The following is a 20,890-nucleotide window of genomic DNA, read 5'->3' as shown; positions in this document are numbered from 1 at the left end:
GGGTGTCCCGACGGCCTATTGGCCTAGGGACACCCTCTTTTGTGTATCCTTTTTTGTAAAAACGGCTAGTTCTACAATTTAAAACGTTTGACCTCTTCTAATAGAAGGTCTGCATGAGAATCAAGTTTGGCAGAAAGGTCGGCAATTTTGTTCATGGCATGACCTTGTTCTTGCACGGAGGAAGCTACTTCCTCGGTAGAGGCTGCGCTTTGCTCAGAGACAGCGACAACGCTGGAGATGACATCGGAAATATGCCCGGCATTCACACGGAGATGATCTGCAGCGGCAGAAACGTCCTCAATTTGGGCAAGCATATGCTGAGATGCCCCACGTATGGATTCAAACGCCTGTCTCGTTGCGATAGCAGCATGTTCCTGTTCTACAGTAACAGCAAGAGCCTTCTTCATTTCCTCTGCGCTTTGTACTCCCGCAATTTTAATTTCTTCCAGCTTACTCATGATATTGTCACTGGAATTGCCCGCTTGTTCGGCTAGCTTTCTCACTTCTCCCGCGACGACGGCAAAACCTCGTCCGTGTTCCCCGGCCCGTGCCGCTTCGATGGATGCATTGAGGGCCAGCAGATTTGTTTGGGCAGCGATATCGTGGATGGCTCCGGCCAGCCGCTCAATATCCTGAGTTTTCAGCGTGAGTGAATCTACCGCTTCTCCTGCCGCAGTGGTGGTTTGTCTGGACTCGGCTGCCAATTTCGCTTGACGCTCTGCCGTTTCATATCCGGCCAGCACAGCAGAATCTGTTTCGAATACAGCAGTTTGGGTTCGTTTGACACTTTCGCCAATCTGGTTGATGGAGCCTGTCATGTGTGTCAGCTTTTCAGAACCGGAATACACGGCCTCAGCTTGGTCGCTTGCTCCTTGAGCCAACTCCTGAACTGCACTGGAAATTTGTGAGGCAATGGTTCCCGTATCTTTGGCGTGTTGATGCATATCATGGGAAGCGGAACTGACATCGCTAGCTGTATCTGATACCTTACGCAACAGGTGAGTGAGATTGTCTGACATGAGGTTAAAATCTGTCCCCAGGCTGGCAATTTCATCTTTACCCTTAATATCCACACGAGCGGTCATATCGCCTTCAGCTATCCGTTTGACATTGGCTTGGAGTCTGCGAATCGGCTTGATAAAGTTGTTGGCCGCCCAGGTCGCCAGCAGCATAGCAACGACTAAAATGATAGCAACCGTAATAATCAACTGATTACGAGTGGAGTAATACTCCTGAAAAGCAGTATCTTTAGAAATAGACAGGCCTACAATCCAGCCTGTGCTAGGCATTTTTTTAAAATAAAGCTGACGGTCACTGCCGTTGTAGCTATAGTCTGTTTTTCCCGAGGCTGTGCTAAGCAGGGTCACGGTGGATGATCCTAACTCCGGGGTCTCCTTGAGGTTTTGGCCAGCCAGCTTGCTGTCTGGATGCGCGATTACGACTCCCTTTTGGTCAATCAGAAATGCGTAGCCCAATCCGTTCAGGTCTATGCCTTTGATCATTTTGGTCATGTCGTTGAGCATAATATCCTCGCTGACTACGCCGGTGATTGAGCCGTTGGAATCTTTAAGGGGTTTGGCAATGGAAATGGTGAAGTCGTTGCTGCCTGCATCAGCGTAGGGTGAGGAATAATACATTTCTCCCTTAGTTTTGGCGTCCTTGTACCACGGACGAGTGCGAGGATCATAACCTTTTTCGAACCAGCTAGATCCATCCCAGTAAGAACCATCTTCAAAGCCTGCATAGACGTTGGAAATATTTTGATCCTTATAGTTCCGAAAAGCTGCTTTCAGAGATGCTAATTTGGCATCTGATGAAATATCGCTGGTTTGCAGACTCGCAGCTAATGTTTCAATAATTGCGGCTTTGCCGCCTATCCATCCATCAAGCTGATTAACAGTTTCGGAAGCCTTGCTGTTCATAAGATCTTGGATATCGTGATTGGCCTGATTTTTAACACTTGTCATGCTAATGACGGATAAAGGCCCAGCTGCAACGATTACAATGCAAGTGAAAAGAAGAATAAGCTTCATTTTTAAGTTCATGTAACGACCCCCCGATGTTTCAAAAATGTGAAAGCTTAGGATAGTGCTTTGTACTTATATCGTCAGATCGTATAACTTTGTTTATTGTTTTCATCCATTTTCATCAATTTTTCACAATGGTTATTTATGGGATATCTCGGACTGGCGGGAAGGATTAAAGTAGAGGTACAGGCATATACTTAAAGGAGGCTAGTCCAGTAAGGGGGCACAAAATGGACCAATTAACGAAAAGTAGACTGTTCCGGTACGGCATATGGACGCTGCTGGGACTTGTCATTCTATATTTTATCTGGCTGCTGAGACCTTTGTTTTTGCATTTGTATGATTTTCTGAAAACAATCATTGCTCCATTTGCAGTAGCGATGATCATCTCCTATGTACTTAATCCTGTAGTTAGTATGCTGGGCGGGCGAAAGGTGCCTCGTAGTGTAGCTGTTCTGCTCATATACGCTGTGTTTTTGACCAGTCTTATTGTAATCCTGATGAATCTGATTCCAATGTTCATTGAACAACTGGATGAGCTGAACGAGCATCTGCCTGAATTGACTATGCATGCACAGGGACTCATGACCAATATAGACAACGGTATTTTACCTCAAGGAGTACGGACCGGGATGAACCAATGGTTTTTTCAACTGGAGAACCGGATGGCTACTGGGATTTCTAATTTTATGGACAACATCGGTGGGATGATCAATATACTGTTCAATGTGTTCATTGTTCCTTTTCTTATTTTTTATATTTTAAAGGATTTTGACGTATTTGAACGGACGATTGTATCTTATCTCCCGCGGTCTCGTCGTAAGGCGATTGTATCGGTGCTTAAAGAAATTGATCAGGCGCTTGGCAACTATGTGAGGGGCCAATTGCTGGTATGTGTCATTATTGGCGTGATGGCTTATATCGGATATATGCTGATTGGCATGCCTTATGCATTGCTGCTGGCCGGAGTGGTGGCTCTTTTTAATATTGTTCCCTATTTAGGCCCCTTTTTGGGCGCTGCACCGGCAGTTATTATGGCTTCTACGGTTTCCTTAAAAATGGTGTTATTAGTCGTAGTCGTTAATGCCTGTATTCAAGTGTTGGAAAGTAATGTGATATCTCCCCAAGTGGTGGGACGCACGCTGCATCTGCATCCGTTATCTATTATTTTCGCGCTGCTAGTGGGTGGGGAAATTGCAGGAGTCACTGGCTTGATCTTGGCAGTTCCTGTGATGGCGGTTTTGAAGGTAGGGCTGCAGCATTTTTTTGCCTATTATGTGAAGCGAAAAACGATCTAGTTTCGTCTATAGCCCGTATGCATGCTGTCTGAATCGCGTTGACACGGCTAAATGACACGGATATACTGAATTGAGTATGTTTAAATGTGTTTATCCAGTAGGGAAAGCTCATTTCGGAGTGCGGGCTGAACCCGCCGGGATGCTCCCGTTACCAGTGAAAACAAGGCGATCGATCGTCCGTTAAGCAGATGTTGGTGTGCGCTTGCACATGTGGCATTTCGTACAGAAGGGACGGCGATAACCAGGGTGGTACCGCGATACAATCGTCCCTGATCCGTTCAGGGGCGTTTTTCTATTTTTTATGGCCTGTGCCAGAAACCAGTGACACCATAATTAGGAGGCTACTTATATGAAAGCTAGTGAAATCCGCTCCAAATGGCTGGAGTTTTTTGAAAGCAAAGGGCATGTGATTGAACCAAGCGCACCGCTTGTTCCACATAAAGATCCTTCCCTGCTGTGGATTAATGCGGGTATGGCGCCGCTTAAGCCTTATTTTGATGGACGTGTAAAACCAGAAAATCCACGTATCGCCAATTCGCAAAAATGTATTCGGACGAACGACATCGAAAATGTTGGTAAAACGCGCCGTCACCATACGTTTTTCGAAATGCTCGGTAACTTTTCCATTGGCGACTATTTTAAGGAAGAAGTCATCACATGGGCATGGGAGTTTCTGACAGACCCGAAATGGATCGGCTTTGATCCGGAACGTCTGGCTGTAACGGTATACCCTGAGGATGAAGAAGCGTACAAGCTGTGGAACGAAAAAGTTGGACTTCCGGCTGAACGTATCGTCAAGCTGGAGGACAACTTCTGGGATATCGGTGAAGGCCCTTGCGGACCTTGTACGGAAATCTTTTATGATCGTGGCGAAGCCTATGGCAGCGACATGACAGACCCTGAAATGTATCCAGGGGGAGAAAATGAACGTTATCTGGAAGTGTGGAACCTCGTATTCTCACAATTCAACCATAACAAAGATGGCAGCTACACGCCGCTTCCCAATAAAAATATAGATACAGGGGCTGGTTTGGAACGGTTTGCATCCATTTTGCAAAATGTCGATTCCAACTTTGATACGGATATTTTCCAGCCACTAATCCAGAAAACGGCTGCGATGGCAGGCGTTAAATATAACGACAATGTAGACAGTGATGTGGCTCTCAAGGTCATTGCCGATCATGTTCGTACCGTTACTTTTGCGATTGGTGACGGTGTTCTTCCTTCCAATGAAGGACGGGGTTACGTCATTCGCCGTTTGCTGCGCCGGGCTGTTCGTTATGGAAAAATGTTGGGCATGAACCGTCCATTTATGTTTGAACTGGTGGAAACCGTGGGGGATATCATGGGCGTATACTACCCTGAGGTCGTGGACAAGCGTGATTTCATCATCAAAGTGATTAAAACAGAAGAAGAGCGTTTCCATGAAACACTGACAGACGGATTAGCTATTTTGGCCGATATCAGTGCTCAGGCAAAGGCCGAAGGCCGCAATGTCATTAGCGGAGCCGATGCTTTCAAACTGTATGATACGTATGGGTTCCCATTTGACCTCACAGAGGATTATGCGGACGAGCAGGGCTTGAAAGTAGATCGTGAAGGCTTTGATGAAGCGATGCAGGAACAGCGTCAACGTGCGCGTGATGCTCACCAAGACAATGCCAGCATGAAGATTCAGGGCGGAGCTTTGGCGGATCTAGCGGTTAAAAGTGATTTTGTTGGATATAATGACCTCGTAACTGAGTCAAAAATTGTGGCGATTGTATATGATGATATGCTGGTGAACAGTGTTAGTGAAGGAAAGTCCTGTCAGGTTGTGCTGGATGTGACTCCTTTCTATGCTGAAAGCGGCGGGCAAGTGAGTGACCATGGCTTACTGCGTGGCGGAACGGTAACCGCGAAGGTTGAAGGATTGTTCAAGGCGCCGCAAGGTCAGCATGTGCATCAGGTTGTCGTAGAAGCCGGTGAGCTGAATGTAGGTGATACGGTAAAAGCTGAAGTGGATCAGGCTTCACGTGGAGAAATTGAGAAAAACCATACGGCTACGCATCTGCTTCACAAAGCGCTTAAAGAAGTGCTGGGTGACCATGTCAATCAGGCGGGTTCCTTGGTAGAACCTGGGCGTCTGCGTTTTGACTTCTCTCATTTTGGAAGCATTACTCCAGAAGAGCTGACGGATATTGAACTGCGGGTTAACCGTGCCATCTGGAACCAGCTGGATGTGACGATTGAACTGAAGCCAATTGATGAAGCCAAAGCTCTTGGAGCGATGGCGCTGTTTGGTGAAAAATATGGTGATATCGTACGGGTCGTTAAAGTTGGCGATTACAGCATCGAACTGTGCGGAGGATGCCATGTCAGCAATACTTCGCAAATTGGCTTGTTCAAGCTTGTCAGCGAGAGCGGCATCGGATCAGGTGTGCGTCGTATTGAAGCAGTGACTGGTCGTTTTGGATTTGAGTATATGGAAGGTCAATTGGAGCTGTTGAAAGTGTCGGCTGGGCTTGTTAAATCCAAGCTGTCCGAGGTGCCAAAACGCATCGAATCTTTGCAGCAACAAATTAAAGACCTCAGTCGTGAAAATGAATCACTGCAAAGCAAGCTGAGTGCTATTGAGGCAGGTCAGCTGACCGATCAGGTTGTGCAGGCTGGTGGAGTACAGTTGTTGGCTGCACGCGTGCAGGCTTCGAGCATGGATGCGCTACGTGCTATTGCTGATGAGCTGAAGAGTAAGCTTCCTACAGCTGTGCTGGTGTTAGGCGCTGCAATGGACGACAAAGTTAATTTTGTCGTTGCTGTCCCGGCTGAGCTTACCAAGGCAGGGCTTCATGCAGGCAAACTCGTAAAAGAAATTGCGGCTGTATGTGGCGGCGGTGGCGGCGGACGGCCTGACATGGCGCAAGCCGGAGGCAAGGATGCAAGCAAGCTGGATCAAGCACTTCAACGTGCACATGAACTAGTGTCAGCGGCCTCACAAGGATAAAGTTCGATAAATTTTGCGGGTTTTTGGAAAAAAACGGACTTAGACATTTACTTGAAGGGCTTTGCTTATGGTATGATATAAAAGAATAAGCTGGCATAAACATGTACACATGTTTTGTAAAAGCGAGGTGTCAACAATGGATTCCATGGACAAAACGGTCAAATTTAATGTCAAGGCGGATGAGAAGGAAGCTTCTGCTCAGGAGATTTTGTTGACCGTATATGATGCGCTGGTAGAAAAAGAATACAATCCGATCAATCAAATCGTCGGGTATTTGCTATCCGGTGATCCGGCTTATGTGCCAAGGCATAATAATGCCAGAAGCCTGGTGCGTAAAAAAGAACGCGATGAATTGATTGAAGAACTGGTTCGTTTCTATCTCGCTAAGCACCGTTAGGAGACAGGCATGAAAGTAATGGGATTGGATTACGGGGATCGCCGAATTGGGATCGCCGTAAGTGATGCCTTCGGCTGGACCGCCCAAGGATTGGAAGTCATAGAACGACGTGGTGACGACAGCGAGTTCGGTAAAATTGCAAATTTGGTTCGTGAACATGAAATTGGCGAGGTAGTTGTAGGCTTGCCGAAAAATATGAACGGAACCGTGGGTCCACGCGGTGAGATTTGCATTGAGTTTGCGAACCGGCTCAAGGAGTTACTGGGTTTACCCGTTCACCTTTGGGATGAACGGCTGACGACGCGTTCGGCAGAGCGTGCGCTTCTGGAGGCCGACGTCAGCCGCAAAAAACGCAAGCAGGTGGTAGATAAGCTGGCCGCAAGCCTGATCTTGCAAAATTATTTGGACGCACACAGTACAAGGTGAGGGGGATTTCGTAATGGCTGAAAATCAAGTGGGTATGGAAGAAGAGCCGGAAATTATTTATATTGCCGATGACGAGGGCAACGAGGAAGAGTTCGAGGTCATTATGAAGTTTGAGGTAGATGGTTCCGAAGCAAAGTACATGATGGTTGCGCCAGTGGACCCTGAAGCTGATGAGTCCGATGTGTACGCCTTCCGCTACGAAGAAGAAGGCGATGATATTAAATTGTTTGTGATCCAAGACGATGCCGAATGGGAAATCGTCGAAGAGACCTTTAATACATTTGTAGAGGAAGAAGAAGAGGAAGACGGGAAATGACGAGTTATTCACGTGAAGACCTGAGTTGGACCTCTGATTTGAAGGAAGCGTTTGACGGCGATGTAGAGTTGCAGGATGAACAGGGGCATGCGATACGCATGGAGTTGGAAGCAGAGTTCAAGGTAGGCGAGCAACGGTACGCCGTTTTGCGTAGACCTGGTGCTGCTGCTGGCGAACATGAATTATATCATGTAAGCTCATCCACAGACGGCGAAATCTCCATCACCACCATTGAAGATGACGATGAATGGGAAGATATTTCCGAGCTGTACGACGAATGTACGTTGCCGGAAGAGCTGTAAGTCTGGATAACGAGGAGATCAAACCTGAAAGGGCGGAGACCAGTCCGCCCTTTTTGGCTGTGAAGGAGTTGGGTGGATGTGAAGCGAAGGACAAGGATGCTTACGTTGCTTCTACTGCTTGTTTGTATAGCAGGAGGTGCAACCCTCTATATATGGAATGCCATGCAGCCTGTTCAGCCGAAAACACAACCCGTTGCTTTTACGGTGGTAAGGGGTACGGGAACATCGGCTATTGCAGATACGCTGGAGCAAAAAGGACTTATACGTAACGCGCTTGTGTTTAAGGCTTATGTAAAATTCAAACAGCAAGGCAATGCATTTCAGGCTGGAAAATATGAGGCGAAGCCTGGCGTAACCTTTGATCAGCTGATTGCCAAGCTATCGGCCGGGGACGTAGTCAAAGAGGAAATGATTCGTTTTACAATTCCGGAGGGTTTTACGATTAGACAGATGGCTGATAAGCTGCAAAAGGAAGGACTGGCAGACCGGCAGCAATTTTTGCAGCTAGCCAACGATCCGTCCGCTTTTGACGTCGCGCTAGTGCGGGACATACCCAAGCAGGCGGGGCTTCGCTATGCGCTGGAAGGCTATCTTTTCCCAGAAACCTATGAACTGAAAAAAGGAAGCACGACCAAGGATATTATTCAGACGATGCTAGAGCAGACGCAAAAACGCCTGAATACTATTTCTGACTTGGATGCTCACCTGCAGCAACGAGGTGAAACACTGCATCAGTTGCTGACGGTTGCTTCTCTGGTAGAGCGCGAGGTGGTTGTAGATGATGAGCGGCCTATCGTAGCTGGAGTTATTTATAACCGTCTACAACAGGATAAAAAGCTGGAAATTGATGCTACAGTTCAATATATGCTGGACAAGCAAAAGGAACGACTGTATTACAAGGATTTGGCTGTAGAAAGTCCGTATAATACGTATATGCATGAGGGACTTCCACCAGGACCGATTGCAAGTCCCAGTCTGAAATCAGTAGTGGCAGCTCTAGAGCCGAAAGCTACAGATTATTTATTTTATGTGACTAAAAAAGATGGAACACATAAACATTTGTTTGCCAAAACGTATAAAGAACATTTGCATAACATTTAGGTAAGTAACCGTAAGACAAATTAGGAGGTGAGCCTATGGCTTACAAACCCGAACTGCTGGCAACTGCCAGCTCTCCGGAGGATGCCCGCCATATGCTGGAGGCTGGAGCTAATGCATTGCTGATTGGAGATGACCGCTTTGGAATGCGGTTGCCAGGAAATTTTACACCGGACCAAATCCGTGAGGTTGTGGAAGAAGCACGGAAGCATGCTGCACAGGTATATGTATCTATGACGAATTTGATGACGAACGAGCTGTTGCCACTTCTTCCGAAGTATGTGCAGACCATAGCTGAATGCGGCATAGACGCCATTGAGTTTAACGATCCAGCAGTGCTCATGGCGGTGAAGGAACATGCTCCTCATCTGAAACTTTTCTGGAACGGAGAGATGATTTCAACCAACTTCGCAACCGCCAACTATTGGGGCGAAAAAGGGGCATCACGTGTCATCTTGGCCCGTGAGCTCAGTATGGATGAAATTACGGAAATGATTCCAAAGTTGAATATAGAAGCACAGGTTCAGGTACATGGAATGACTAATATTTATCACTCCAAGCGTAAGCTTGTTCAAAGCTATATGCTGCACCAGGGTCGCACGGTAGAAGGTGATCTCGGCAGAGGACGTGGTTTGTTTCTGATTGAAGCGGAGCGGCAGGAAGAGAAGTTCCCGATTTATGAAGATATCAACGGTACACATATTATGAGTTCGGATGATTTTTGTATTATGGAGGACCTGCATATTTTGATGGAGGCGGGCGTGCATAGCTTTAAAATCGAGGGCTTGTTGAAACCTACCGCTTACAATGAGGCAGTTGTCCGTGCTTATCGTAAAGCAATAGATAGTTATACAGCCGACCCAGATGCTTATGTTTATGATGAAAGCTGGCTGGATGAAGTGCGCCGTCTGCAAGACCCTGAACGGGAACTTTCCTTCGGATTTTTCTACAAAGAGCAGGTTTATTAATTACAAAAATATTTTACAGAGGGGGGAACGTCATGGGAACGATCACCAAAACGAGAAAATATACAGGTAAACGAAATCGTTTGGATAAGCCGGAGCTGTTGGCTCCTGCCGGAAATCTAGAAAAGCTGAAGTTTGCCGTTCACTATGGCGCGGATGCTGTATATATTGGTGGGCAAAAATACGGTCTGCGTTCTAACGCCGATAATTTCAGCTTTGAAGAAATGCGTGAAGGTGTAGAATTCGCCAACAAGTACGGTGCGAAGGTGCTTGTGGCGACTAATATCTATGCTCACAATGAAGATATTGCCGGAATCGAGGAATACCTGCGTAATCTGTACGAAGTGGGAATTCATGCGGTTATCGTTGCTGATCCGGCCATCGTATCTGTGGCATTGCGGGCAGTTCCCGGGTTGGAAGTACATTTGAGCACACAGCAGTCCACGCTGAATTGGCAAGCGGTAAAGTTCTGGAAAGACGAGGGACTGCCGCGTGTGGTACTAGGACGTGAAACCAGCTTGGAGGAAATCGAAGAAATTAAAAAGCATGTGGATATCGAAATCGAAGCTTTTGTCCATGGTGCGATGTGCTCTTCATTCTCCGGTCGCTGCGTGTTGTCCAATCACTTTACAGACCGGGATTCTAATCGTGGTGGTTGTTGTCAGTCTTGCCGTTGGAAATATGATTTGTTTGAAGATGCCCGCCCAGGTGAGGTTTGGATATCTGAGGAAGAGGCACAGGATAACAATGTACTAAAACAGTTCCAGCTCGGCGTTAACCAGCTTCCATTGTTTGAAGAGAGTGATAATGCTTTTTCTATGGGGTCTAAGGATCTGTGTATGATTGAGAATATCCCTGATCTGATTGATGTGGGTGTAGACAGCTTTAAAGTAGAGGGACGTATGAAGTCCATCCACTATGTGGCTACGGTCGTGAATGTCTACCGTCAAGCAATTGATTCCTATATGGCTGATCCGGAAAATTATGTCCTCAAACCAGAATGGATTGAAGAAATTAACAAGGCTGCCAATCGTCCGTTGAATACAGGATTTTTCTATGATACCCCAGATCATGAGGATCATATTTATGAACCGGAAGAAAAAGCAGTCCCTTATGATTTTGCCGGACTGGTGATGGATTATGATGCCGCAAGTGGGATCGCAACGATTCAACAACGCAACCATTTTAAACCAGGACATGAGATTGAATTTTTTGGTCCGAACGGAACGTTTTTCAAACAAACGGTCGGAACGATCTGGGATGAGGAAGGCAACGAATTAGATGCTGCACGTCACCCGCTTCAACGAATTAAAATGAAGGTAGATCAGCCAGTATCGTATTTTGATATGATGCGTAAAAAGAAGTAAATAAGCCTTAAGTCACAGGTGAAAAGATTCAAAAGCCTCTCCTATCGGTTGGAGAGGCTTTTTTTTGAATAGTTTTCTAGGAAAAAAGTTTCACAAAATTTAGTGGGTACTCAAAGGAAAGCTACATTCCTTGTCGAATAGTTCCGATAGAGACTATATAGATAATAGATACATAAAGGATAACGTGGAATAGGAAACTAATTATATGGTGGTAGGTGAGAGGAATGGGTTTTTGGAAAAAAGAGAGGAATACAACAAACAGGCAATCTAAGAAAACGGATCCGATGAAAGGCTTGAAAGGAAGTAAAGTAACAACGGATAAAGGGGAGGAGACGGTTGTGATGTCTTCGAAGGATACTCCCTGGCTAGCTAAGGCCTTACGTAAATGCACATACAATTTAAAGCGTTTACTTAAGCCTGAAAGATACAGTAAGGATTTTATGCATTTGGTCAAAAACTATAATCCAATCCGTTCGGTTGGGATGAAGTTGTTTCTGATCTTTTTTGCAGCCATTATGTTATTCGTGGTCAGTCTGGGGATGCTTTCGTACTACAAAGCTAAAAGTACGATTGAACAAAATGCAGCTACCGCGTATCAGCAAACCGTTCAGCAAACTTCGGAAAAGCTTGATATTATTTTAGAGCGCTTTCAAGACACATCGACACAGGTATTTTTCGATACTGAATTAAGTGATCAATTGCAAAAGGCTGTAAAGCAAGATAAAAATCCCTTTGCATCTTTTGTTGCTATGGGCGAAGTAAACAAGAAATTAACAAATATTGCTTTTACAAATAAAGCGATTGATTCATTGTACTTGTACCCGGAAGAAACCAGTTTAGCTGCAATGGGTACCGGAACACAGAAGGATGTACGGCAGGAAGAGTGGTTTAAGGATATTTTAAAAAACAAGGGAATGGTTTGGCTACCTACGCAAGTGAATGACAATGGCAGCAAGACCTTTCGTCTGGCACGCTCCATGAACAGCATGTCCGGGTTAGGAGGGACTTATGTTCTGGTTATGGATTTAAAGGCCAGTGCGGTGGAGGACGAGTTGAAAGGTGTTAATTTGGGCTCAGGTAGTATGATTAGCCTTGTGACAGACAAGGGTGAGTTTGTAGGCTCTAACAATGAGAGCTTGGCAGGAGGAAAGACAAAGCTGGATTACGTTTCCAAGCTTGAAGGGGTCGAAGGGAATCAAATTATGGAGCAGGAAGCAGATGGAAAAAAGCAAAGTGTGCTTACAGTTCATAATACATTGGGAACTTCCAAGTGGATTCTCGTGGGTGTAGTACCTGTATCTGAATTGGTGAGAGACGCGAGGGGGATTCTTACCACAACCTGGATATTTGCTGCGGTAGCGGCACTGATTGCATTGTTCATTGGTCTGTGGATGGTACGTCTTGTGGCTCGCCCACTGACACACCTAAAGAATTTAATGATTGAAGGCGCTAAAGGCAACTTGCAAATCCGAACGAAGTATAGGGCGCAGGATGAAATTGGACAGTTGTCTGAAAGTTTTGATACGATGATGGAGCAAATTACACTGCTGGTAGAACAGACAAATGCATCAGCACAGGAGGTACTGAATACAGCAACGGAACTGAGTGATGCCTCGAAGAAGACAGCCCTTTCAGCTAAAGAAATTGCTGCCGCAACAGAAGAGATTGCTCATGGCGCCGCCAGTTTGGCAACAGAGGCGGAACGTGGCAGCGAGCTTACTGGCAATATATCACAGCAAATGGATACGGTGATGACTTCCAATTATGAAATGAGTCTGGTTGCACAAGAAGTTGAACAATCCAGTGAAAAAGGGACAATTCAACTGAAAAATCTATTAAGCAAGACTAAGGTTACAGAAGAAACTACGCATGCTCTGGTGGGTAAAGTAGAGGAACTGAAGCAGACAACTTCCGATGTCTTTAAGGTGCTGGACGTATTACAGGATATTGCTAAACAAACGAATATTCTATCACTGAATGCGACCATTGAAGCAGCACGAGCGGGAACAGCCGGGCGTGGTTTTATGGTGGTAGCCAATGAGGTTCGTCAGTTGGCTGAACAATCACGTCAAGCCATTCGTACGGCTACCGGTATTACGAATAACATCGTTAATGAGATGAATGAAACGGTGCAAGCGTTATCTCAAGTGTACCCACTGTTCCGGGAGCAGATGGGGGCCGTACAAGATACGACAGACATCTTCCAATCAGTGCAGCAGCAAATGGGAGAATTCGCGCTTCGGTTGGGCACGGTCACCGCCTCCATTCATCATCTAAGTGAATCGCAGACTACTTTGTCCGAGGCCATGACGAATGTAAGCGCGGTAGCTGAGCAATCTTCTGCTACTTCGCAGGAAGTCGCTTCTCTCAGTACTGAGCAGGCCAATATCGGTAATCAGCTGGTAGGCTTGTCTGATAAGCTGGAAGGGGTATCGGTGAATTTGAAAGAACAGCTTTCAAGATTTACAGTGTAGGTGTCGCAAAACCGAGGAAATCAGGATTGTCAGTCATTTGATCCCCGTAGTATCAAAATCTATCAAGAAGGAAAGCGAAGGATGCATACAAATACAAAGGTAGCTTGGGTGATTCTAGCCCTTACTATTTTTATAACAGTCTATTATTCGTTAGACGAAATTCTAGATTGGAGCCCAGAAACAGACATCATTAGCTATCAATAATTCGGCAACCCATTCAACATTACATGTTGAGTGGGTTTTCTTTTTCCATCACCGGACATACTACTGGAAAAATGATGAAAGGAGGATGAATGTGTTAAGGCGTCATAGCAGTTTCATACGTCAACGTCGAATTGCATACATAGCCTTGGGGATCATGGTATTGCTGCTGATCTTATGTTTCCGATTGGCTTGGATTCAGGCGACAGCGGGCATTCATTTGTCATTTTACGGAGGGCATTCGCTTAAAGAAATGTCAGCACGTCAGCGACAGGAAGGAATCGCCATTGATTCTGGGCGTGGACAGTTTACGGACCGACATGGACAACCCTTAACGGGTGGGATCGTATGGACGCCAGTGCTTTTTCCCGATGTAGATGGCAAAGCAGCCATGCATGGTCAGGAACTGGCCAAGCTGCTGCATACAAGGAAGGAGCAATTGCTGACGCGTTGGAAGGGGCTGCAATCCCCGCTTATATGGCGCGATGGGCGCGGAGAGCCCGTGCAAATCCATCCGAATGAAGCGGGCAAACTGCTGAAGTTGGCCCCTTCGCTCATAGAGCTTGTACCGTATGCGCAACGTTATACGAACTTGCCCAATGGCAGACAATGGCTTGGTTTTCTGTATGAACGTGGCGAACGAGCAGGTGAACTTCCGATGGGAGCAGCTGGTCTGGAAAGAACGCTGGAGCCGCTGCTGAGCGGTGTTGGCGAGACGTTCGTCTCTCGGTCTGTAGATGCGCAACGTCGGCCATTGGCTCATATGCCGCTTCGTGTCAGTGCCCCATCTAATGCTCATTATCCATTACAGGTGCAGACTACGATTGATCTCCCGTTGCAGGAGCAGGTTGAGAAACTGACAGAATCGAATCATTTGGCAGAAGGGGCAGTGGTTGTGCTTGATGCAGGTAACGCGGATGTGCTGGCAATGGTGTCTCGCCCCTTTTATAATCCCGCGCATGTGGATCCGCAGCAACAAACAGACTGGTCTAATCGTGCTCTCAAAGCGGTAACGCCTGGTTCCATTTTCAAGTTGGTTACAGCTGCGGCTGCGCTTGAATCAGGCGTGGTTCAACCGCAGGAGCAATTTCATTGTCATGGAGCCTATGGCAAGTATGGATTGTCATGCTGGAAAAAAGAAGGACACGGCACCCTGAACCTGGAGGAAGGGCTTGTCGTATCCTGTAATAGTGTGTTCGCTCATCTCGGCGAACGGCTTAACGCGGAGCAAATTCAGGCCGCAGCCTCCGCACTGGGATTGAGTCGAACTGTGGGCTGGCAAGACCGCAACCTGGCAGGGCTACCTCAATTCAGACCGCTGGATCACGAAGAAAAGGGAGCCGTATTTGGCTCCCATACGAATACGTCTGACCCGGGCGTACGTGTACAGACAGCTATCGGTCAGCGTGATGTACTGGTGACGCCTCTTCAAGCAGCCAACCTCATGGTTACCTTGCTGCATGATGGTCAAGTACATGCACCGCGCATCGTAAAACGCATCAGCTACGCAGATGGACGCACCTTGCTGGAACTACCTGCTCATGCTGCACCTTTACTCAAAGGCGGCCGCTCGATTCACACATCCACAGCACATACACTTCGTGATGCAATGGAACAGGTTGTGGCACAGGGGACTGGTGCCTCCTTGCGCAATAAAATTTGGAGGCTGGCTGGTAAATCGGGTACGGCTCAAGCTTTAAAAAACGGCCGTCCCATAAATCACCAGTGGTTTATTGGTTACGGTCCGATAGAACGGCCCCGTTATGCAGTTGCCGTTCTTGTGCAAAATGCTTCAACGCGTGCTGCGAATCGAGCCACAGCACTCTTCGGTCAAGTAATGGATTTGCTAGCTCAATCCTCTTGAGTTCCACGAGTAGCTGCACGCTCTTCCTCCTGAATTTTGACGATAAACGGAGGCTCGTCAAATTCCTCAATCGGAAACCGAATCCATTGCTGCAGGTAACCTTGTTGCCACAATTCCTTGAGCAAAATGATCAGAATGGGGGACAGAATTAATCCGGCCAATCCGAAGATAGATAACGATATAATGGCAAAGGAAAGCATTAGATAGGCAGACGAAACGCCGATAGAATTACCAGTAATTTTAGGTTCTGCCAGCTGGCGCACAATCACAGTGACAGCCATGACAATAAGCAAACCTACCGCCAAGCCAGTGTTGCCTGTGATGAACAAATACACGGCCCATGGAATAAAAATAACAGGCACACCCAACAACGGCAGGATATCAAATAAAGCTGCTACGAGCGCCAACGATAGGGCATTATCCACTTGTAAAATGAGTAAACCTATAAATACGAGGATAAAGGTAATTCCTACCAGTAAAGCTTGAGCCTTGAGAAAGGCGGAAATGGCTTTGAGTACGTGATTTTTCAGAAAAAGGTACGCCGTTTTTAGTGTCTTAGGTGTTTTACTGCGGGCAATCCCCTTCCAGAGATTAATTTCCATACTCAAAAAGAACGCTAAAATGATTGCAACCGCGAAGTTGCCCATAAAAACAGTGAAAGAGCTGAGGAATTGTATGAAAAAAGATAACCCTAGCTGTGCCCACTTTGTAGCAATGGTGGTAGCAGTCGCAAAATACTCATTTACACGTTCAGTCACACCCGGAGGTAATGCAGCGATTTTATCTTGAGAAAGATGAAGAAACCGCGTGAATTCTGTTTGGATAATCTGGGTATAATGTGGGAGGTTTTGCGCGACTTTTGTAAATTGGGTCACCAGGATCAGGCCCAATCCGAAAAAAATAGCCAGTAATAAGATGATAAACAACAAGACGGAGAGTGCGGAGGCAAAGGGCTTTTTCATGCCTTTGCGGTGAAAATAACGAGCAGCAGGTTCAATGCACCAAAATACGACGAATGAAAGGAACACAGGTGCGGCTAGCTGATAAAGTTTGCTGGAGACGAACATAATTAAATACACGGTTAAGACGATCAGACCGATATCAAAAACAGTACGCCAATATTTTTTGTACAATGGAAGCATATGTATACAACGACTCCTTTAAGATTTTTATTTATTGTACACTAAATTGGACCTTGGTGCCTGACCCTATGCAACAGCAAAATCTCGGCATGCTTACGTCATTGTGATAACATATAAGTAAGTGAGTTTTCCTCAGGAAGCCTGCTTGGAAGTTCAGAATAGAAAAGTGGGGATAAAACGTGCAGACTTTGCTGTTATGGATGTTTTACATTTCAACTTTTTATGCTTTTATTCCGGCGCTGGTAAGTCGTATATTTGGTTTCCGGGTGTTCCGGCGCGGCAAAAGTGAACGAGAATATGCACTCACTTTTGATGATGGTCCTGATCCAGTCTATACATCGCAGTTGCTTGATTTACTCAAGCGTTTTGATGCCAAGGCCACTTTTTTTGTTGTAGGGATAAATGCCGAAAAGCATCCTGAGCTTTTGAAACGCATGCATGATGAAGGTCATCTGATTGGTATTCACAATTATGTGCACAAATCGAATTGGCTCATGCGGCCTGTTACGGTTAGAAAACAAATTGCCCAGACGGAGTCAGTCATTCGTCGAGTAACTGGCGAAGGGACGACCTTTTATCGTCCACCTTGGGGGATTGTGAACTTATTTGATATTTCCAAAAACAATGGTCGTCGAATCGTATTATGGTCCTCCATGTTTGGTGACTGGAAGGCCAGCGTTGGAGCGAAACAACTAGCGGAAAGAATGCTCAAAAAGCTGAGGGGTGGCGAGGTCATGCTACTCCATGACTGTGGTACAACATTGGGGGCAGATGCAGAAGCGCCAAGGAATATGCTAATTGCGCTAGAGAAGCTACTGATGGTCGCCCAGGAACGGCAATTACGTAGTGTACGCGTGGATACACTACTTTGCCGCCAGTCTGGAAATCAATCGACTGTCTCCAGCTTGTCCAGTAGGGATTGGATGAAAAAAACGATGGTGTTCGGATGGCTACAATACGAGCGGCTATTTCATGCCTTGTTCCGTCTTCGTCCTGTCAGCAAGAATAATACAATCTTTTATTATCGTCGCCGTATCTATCATGGCCCCAATATAAATATGGAGAACGGTAGGTGGCTGGAAAAAGGGGACCCCATCATTGAGCTTCATTTTGACAATAAAGTGTTGTTTCGTTTGGGATCGACGGCAAAGTCCATGGTACATTTAGCTATTCAATTGATTCGGATTGTGAAAACACAACTACCTGATCTTGCCCAACGGGTCGTGCATGACTCTGGAATGAAGGGTGTCAAGGCGATCTATGCAGTAAGTATGATTCATCGAGGGCCTGAAAAATTAGGATTTCAAATTCGAGAGATCCCCCAAGGACTGTTTAAGCATATGTCTACGGTATATTTAAAGCTGTTATTTCGTATCATCCACCCTTCGGGTTCGGAGCAATTGATTGAAAAAAAAGAGGTCATGGTACCAAAGCTAATCGTAATGCCCATTGACACCTTATTTGATCGTTTCCAACAAGTAGATTCACATCAGACAGACCATGCTTTTGATCCGACAGATCAAAGGGATGTAGTTCATACACGTAACAATGAACTGGCCGAAGAAGACGCTGTTCACGCTTCAATCCGGGCTTCAAAAACAGCCGATACAGGATCAGGCAATTGACTTCATAATAAAAGCCTCTCGAACCTTGGTTAGGAGTCGAGAGGCTTTTCAGTGTTTTATCAAAATATCCTAGCTTGGCAATGCATCTAGATTTTCATAATTCCGCCGTTACTTGCGTTCGTCACCAGCTTGGAATAACGTGCCAGGTAGCCCGTCTTCACTTTCGGCTCAAAACCTTTCCAGTTGGCGCGACGACGTTCAAATTCTTCGTCCGTAATATGAAGCTCAATCTTGCGATTGTTCAGGTCTAGCTCAATGATATCGCCGTCCTCAACAAAAGCGATTGGTCCGCCTTCTGCTGCTTCGGGGGAAATATGACCGATGGAGATACCACGGGAAGCACCTGAGAAGCGTCCGTCTGTAATCAGACCCACTTTGGCACCAAGTCCCATGCCCACGATTTGTGAAGTTGGCGCCAACATTTCAGGCATACCAGGCCCGCCCTTAGGACCTTCATAGCGAATTACAACAACATGCCCTTCGACGATTTTACCATTAGCGATGCCAGCCAGCGCATCGTCCTGTGAATCAAAGCAGATGGCAGGACCTTTGTGATAACCGCCAACAGAAGGATCAACCGCACCGACTTTAATAATGGAGCCTTCTGGTGCCAAATTTCCGAATAATACAGCCAGACCACCGCGCTCGGAATAAGGGTTGTCCAATTTGTGGATGACGTTAGTGTCGAGAATTTCCTGCCCCTCTACGTTTTCACGAAGAGTTTTTCCGGTTACTGTAATACAGTCACCATGTAATGCGCCAGGTTTTTTCAACAGTTCATTCAGCACTGCGCTTACGCCGCCTGCATTATGGACATCCTCAATGTGATAGTCGGAAGCAGGGGCCAATTTGGACAAATGAGGGACACGGTTTGCAACTTCATTGATGCGTTCAATAGGGTAGTCAACTTCAGCTTCATGGGCAAGTGCCAATGTATGCAATACGGTGTTCGTAGAACCACCCATTGCCATATCCAGTGCAAATGCATTATCAATCGCTTCTTTGGTCACGATATCACGTGGTTTAAGATCGAGCTTAATCAATTCCATCAATTGGCGTGCAGATTGTTTAACAAATTCTTTGCGTTCTTCTGCTACTGCGAGGATGGTGCCGTTACCCGGCATTGCCAGACCCAATGCTTCTGCAAGACAGTTCATGGAGTTCGCTGTAAACATTCCGGAACAGGAGCCGCAGGTTGGACAGCCGTATTGTTCCAGCTCAAGCAAACTTTGATCATCGATTTTACCAGCCTGATAAGCGCCTACACCTTCGAAGACCGAAGTCAGGGAAATAGAGCGTCCGTTCTTGTCTTTCCCAGCTTTCATAGGACCGCCGCTGACGAAAATAGTTGGAATGTTAACACGCAATGCCCCCATCATCATGCCAGGGGTAATTTTATCGCAGTTAGGAATACAAACCATGCCGTCAAACCAGTGAGCGGAAACGACAGTTTCCAGAGAGTCTGCAATAATTTCGCGACTTGGCAGAGAGTAACGCATACCGATGTGTCCCATGGCAATACCGTCATCTACACCGATAGTGTTAAATTCGAAAGGTACACCGCCTGCGTCACGAATGGCCTGCTTGACAATTTTGCCAAATTCCTGTAAATGGACGTGGCCCGGTACGATGTCAATATACGAGTTGCATACCGCAATAAACGGTTTGTCAAAATCTTCTTCCTTGACACCCGCTGCGCGCAGCAAGCTGCGGTGAGGAGCGCGGTCAAAGCCTTTTTTAATCATATCGGAACGCATTTTCGTCTTAGCTGTCATGATGCTGGTTTCCCCCCAAAGTATAAAATGGTATGGCGTTCAATGAACACCGTAGTAGCGCAGATGTTTTCTAAAGAGTCTATCACAGTTGTGCGCATTTTTCTACATATATAAGGATTTTTGAAAGAGGATTGAATTGTACTGTAAGCAACAATATATAGATATGAATAGTTTTTTTAATCTATATATTGCATCTGCGAGGATTTGAATCTAATTCTTCGAGACTCTCTTTTTCTGATCTGCTGGCGGTTCGGAAAAAATAGAAAAAGCCCATTCCGTAGTCAAACGGATGGGCTCCTGCTTGTTTTTATATGAAAAGAGGGCGGAATATTGAGGCTACCTTTTAATTTCTGCCACCTTTACGTCCGATGTCTCTGTAGAAATCTTTGTCATGCGACTCAGCTGTAGCATCGCCGCCCTTTTTACCGATTTCCTGATAAAATTCTTTATCATGTGAGTTGGCGGTTGCTTGTCCGCCCTTCTTGCCAATCTCTTGGTAAAACTCCTTATTGTGCTTCTTGGAAGTAGCTTCTCCGCCCATACGGCCTGCTTCTTCGCGACTCATTTTACCCTGATTTTGATTACGTGCCATTACAAATCACTCCTTATTCAAAAGTTGTTTTTTGTTGC

General features: G+C 46.1%; 16 protein-coding genes. 12 read left to right on the top strand and 4 right to left on the bottom strand.

Translation table 11 applies throughout. The features are described from left to right. Positions 1-71 precede the first annotated feature (71 nt). A complete protein-coding gene (locus FKV70_RS14470; protein WP_142613280.1) occupies positions 72-2,045 on the bottom strand; it encodes a methyl-accepting chemotaxis protein in 1,974 nt (657 codons plus the stop codon). Positions 2,046-2,257: 212 nt separating this feature from the next. Here FKV70_RS14470 and FKV70_RS14465 point away from each other — a divergent pair, with 212 nt between their 5' ends. The 11 genes from FKV70_RS14465 (at position 2,258) to FKV70_RS14415 (ending at position 15,718) form a co-directional block, all read left to right on the top strand. Then, positions 2,258-3,325, top strand: a complete 1,068-nt coding sequence (locus FKV70_RS14465) for an AI-2E family transporter (protein ID WP_142613279.1) — start codon at positions 2,258-2,260, stop codon at positions 3,323-3,325. 349 nt (positions 3,326-3,674) lie between these two features. After that, entirely contained in the window at positions 3,675-6,308 is a 2,634-nt protein-coding gene (alaS, locus tag FKV70_RS14460; RefSeq protein WP_142613278.1) for an alanine--tRNA ligase, read from the top strand. A 136-nt stretch (positions 6,309-6,444) separates the two neighbouring features. Continuing rightward, positions 6,445-6,705: an IreB family regulatory phosphoprotein gene (locus FKV70_RS14455; protein WP_007431624.1), complete on the top strand. Its 261-nt coding sequence runs from the start codon at positions 6,445-6,447 to the stop codon at positions 6,703-6,705. Positions 6,706-6,714: 9 nt separating this feature from the next. Beyond that, on the top strand, positions 6,715-7,131 hold the full coding sequence (gene ruvX, locus FKV70_RS14450) for a Holliday junction resolvase RuvX (RefSeq protein ID WP_063212034.1): 417 nt from the start codon (positions 6,715-6,717) through the stop codon (positions 7,129-7,131). Positions 7,132-7,144: 13 nt separating this feature from the next. Next, complete coding sequence (locus FKV70_RS14445) at positions 7,145-7,447, top strand: DUF1292 domain-containing protein (protein WP_013311523.1); 303 nt, start codon at positions 7,145-7,147, stop codon at positions 7,445-7,447. Continuing rightward, a complete protein-coding gene (locus FKV70_RS14440) occupies positions 7,444-7,749 on the top strand; it encodes a DUF1292 domain-containing protein (RefSeq protein WP_013372605.1) in 306 nt (101 codons plus the stop codon). The genes FKV70_RS14445 and FKV70_RS14440 overlap by 4 nt, the downstream gene beginning before the upstream one ends. 96 nt (positions 7,750-7,845) lie before the next feature. Then, positions 7,846-8,850: an endolytic transglycosylase MltG gene (mltG, locus tag FKV70_RS14435; protein WP_142613320.1), complete on the top strand. Its 1,005-nt coding sequence runs from the start codon at positions 7,846-7,848 to the stop codon at positions 8,848-8,850. Positions 8,851-8,885: 35 nt separating this feature from the next. After that, the gene (locus FKV70_RS14430; protein WP_090738510.1) at positions 8,886-9,815 is read left to right on the top strand and encodes a peptidase U32 family protein; all 930 of its coding nucleotides are present in this window, start codon (positions 8,886-8,888) and stop codon (positions 9,813-9,815) included. A gap of 32 nt (positions 9,816-9,847) precedes the next feature. Beyond that, a complete protein-coding gene (locus FKV70_RS14425; RefSeq protein WP_013372602.1) occupies positions 9,848-11,179 on the top strand; it encodes a peptidase U32 family protein in 1,332 nt (443 codons plus the stop codon). 224 nt (positions 11,180-11,403) lie between these two features. Next, positions 11,404-13,653 carry a methyl-accepting chemotaxis protein gene (locus FKV70_RS14420; RefSeq protein ID WP_142613277.1) on the top strand — a complete coding sequence of 750 codons (2,250 nt, stop codon included), beginning with the start codon at positions 11,404-11,406 and terminating at the stop codon, positions 13,651-13,653. A gap of 289 nt (positions 13,654-13,942) precedes the next feature. Next, complete coding sequence (locus FKV70_RS14415) at positions 13,943-15,718, top strand: peptidoglycan D,D-transpeptidase FtsI family protein (RefSeq protein WP_244310747.1); 1,776 nt, start codon at positions 13,943-13,945, stop codon at positions 15,716-15,718. On the opposite strand, the gene FKV70_RS14410 is transcribed toward FKV70_RS14415, so the two are convergent. Further along, complete coding sequence (locus tag FKV70_RS14410) at positions 15,706-16,860, bottom strand: AI-2E family transporter (protein ID WP_142613275.1); 1,155 nt, start codon at positions 16,858-16,860, stop codon at positions 15,706-15,708. The two genes, FKV70_RS14415 and FKV70_RS14410, sit on opposite strands and share 13 nt — an antisense overlap. 179 nt (positions 16,861-17,039) lie before the next feature. On the opposite strand from FKV70_RS14410, the gene FKV70_RS14405 reads away from it, so the two are divergent. Continuing rightward, on the top strand, positions 17,040-18,485 hold the full coding sequence (locus FKV70_RS14405) for a polysaccharide deacetylase family protein (RefSeq protein WP_142613274.1): 1,446 nt from the start codon (positions 17,040-17,042) through the stop codon (positions 18,483-18,485). A gap of 86 nt (positions 18,486-18,571) precedes the next feature. On the opposite strand, the gene ilvD is transcribed toward FKV70_RS14405, so the two are convergent. Beyond that, positions 18,572-20,260 carry a dihydroxy-acid dehydratase gene (ilvD, locus tag FKV70_RS14400; protein ID WP_063212043.1) on the bottom strand — a complete coding sequence of 563 codons (1,689 nt, stop codon included), beginning with the start codon at positions 20,258-20,260 and terminating at the stop codon, positions 18,572-18,574. A 343-nt stretch (positions 20,261-20,603) separates the two neighbouring features. Then, positions 20,604-20,852, bottom strand: a complete 249-nt coding sequence (locus FKV70_RS14395) for a KGG domain-containing protein (RefSeq protein WP_063212044.1) — start codon at positions 20,850-20,852, stop codon at positions 20,604-20,606. Positions 20,853-20,890: the final 38 nt, after the last annotated feature.

Source organism: Paenibacillus ottowii, assembly GCF_006874425.1.
Taxonomy (GTDB): Bacteria; Bacillota; Bacilli; order Paenibacillales; family Paenibacillaceae; genus Paenibacillus; species Paenibacillus ottowii.
This window is presented reverse-complemented; position numbering and strand designations above follow the sequence as displayed.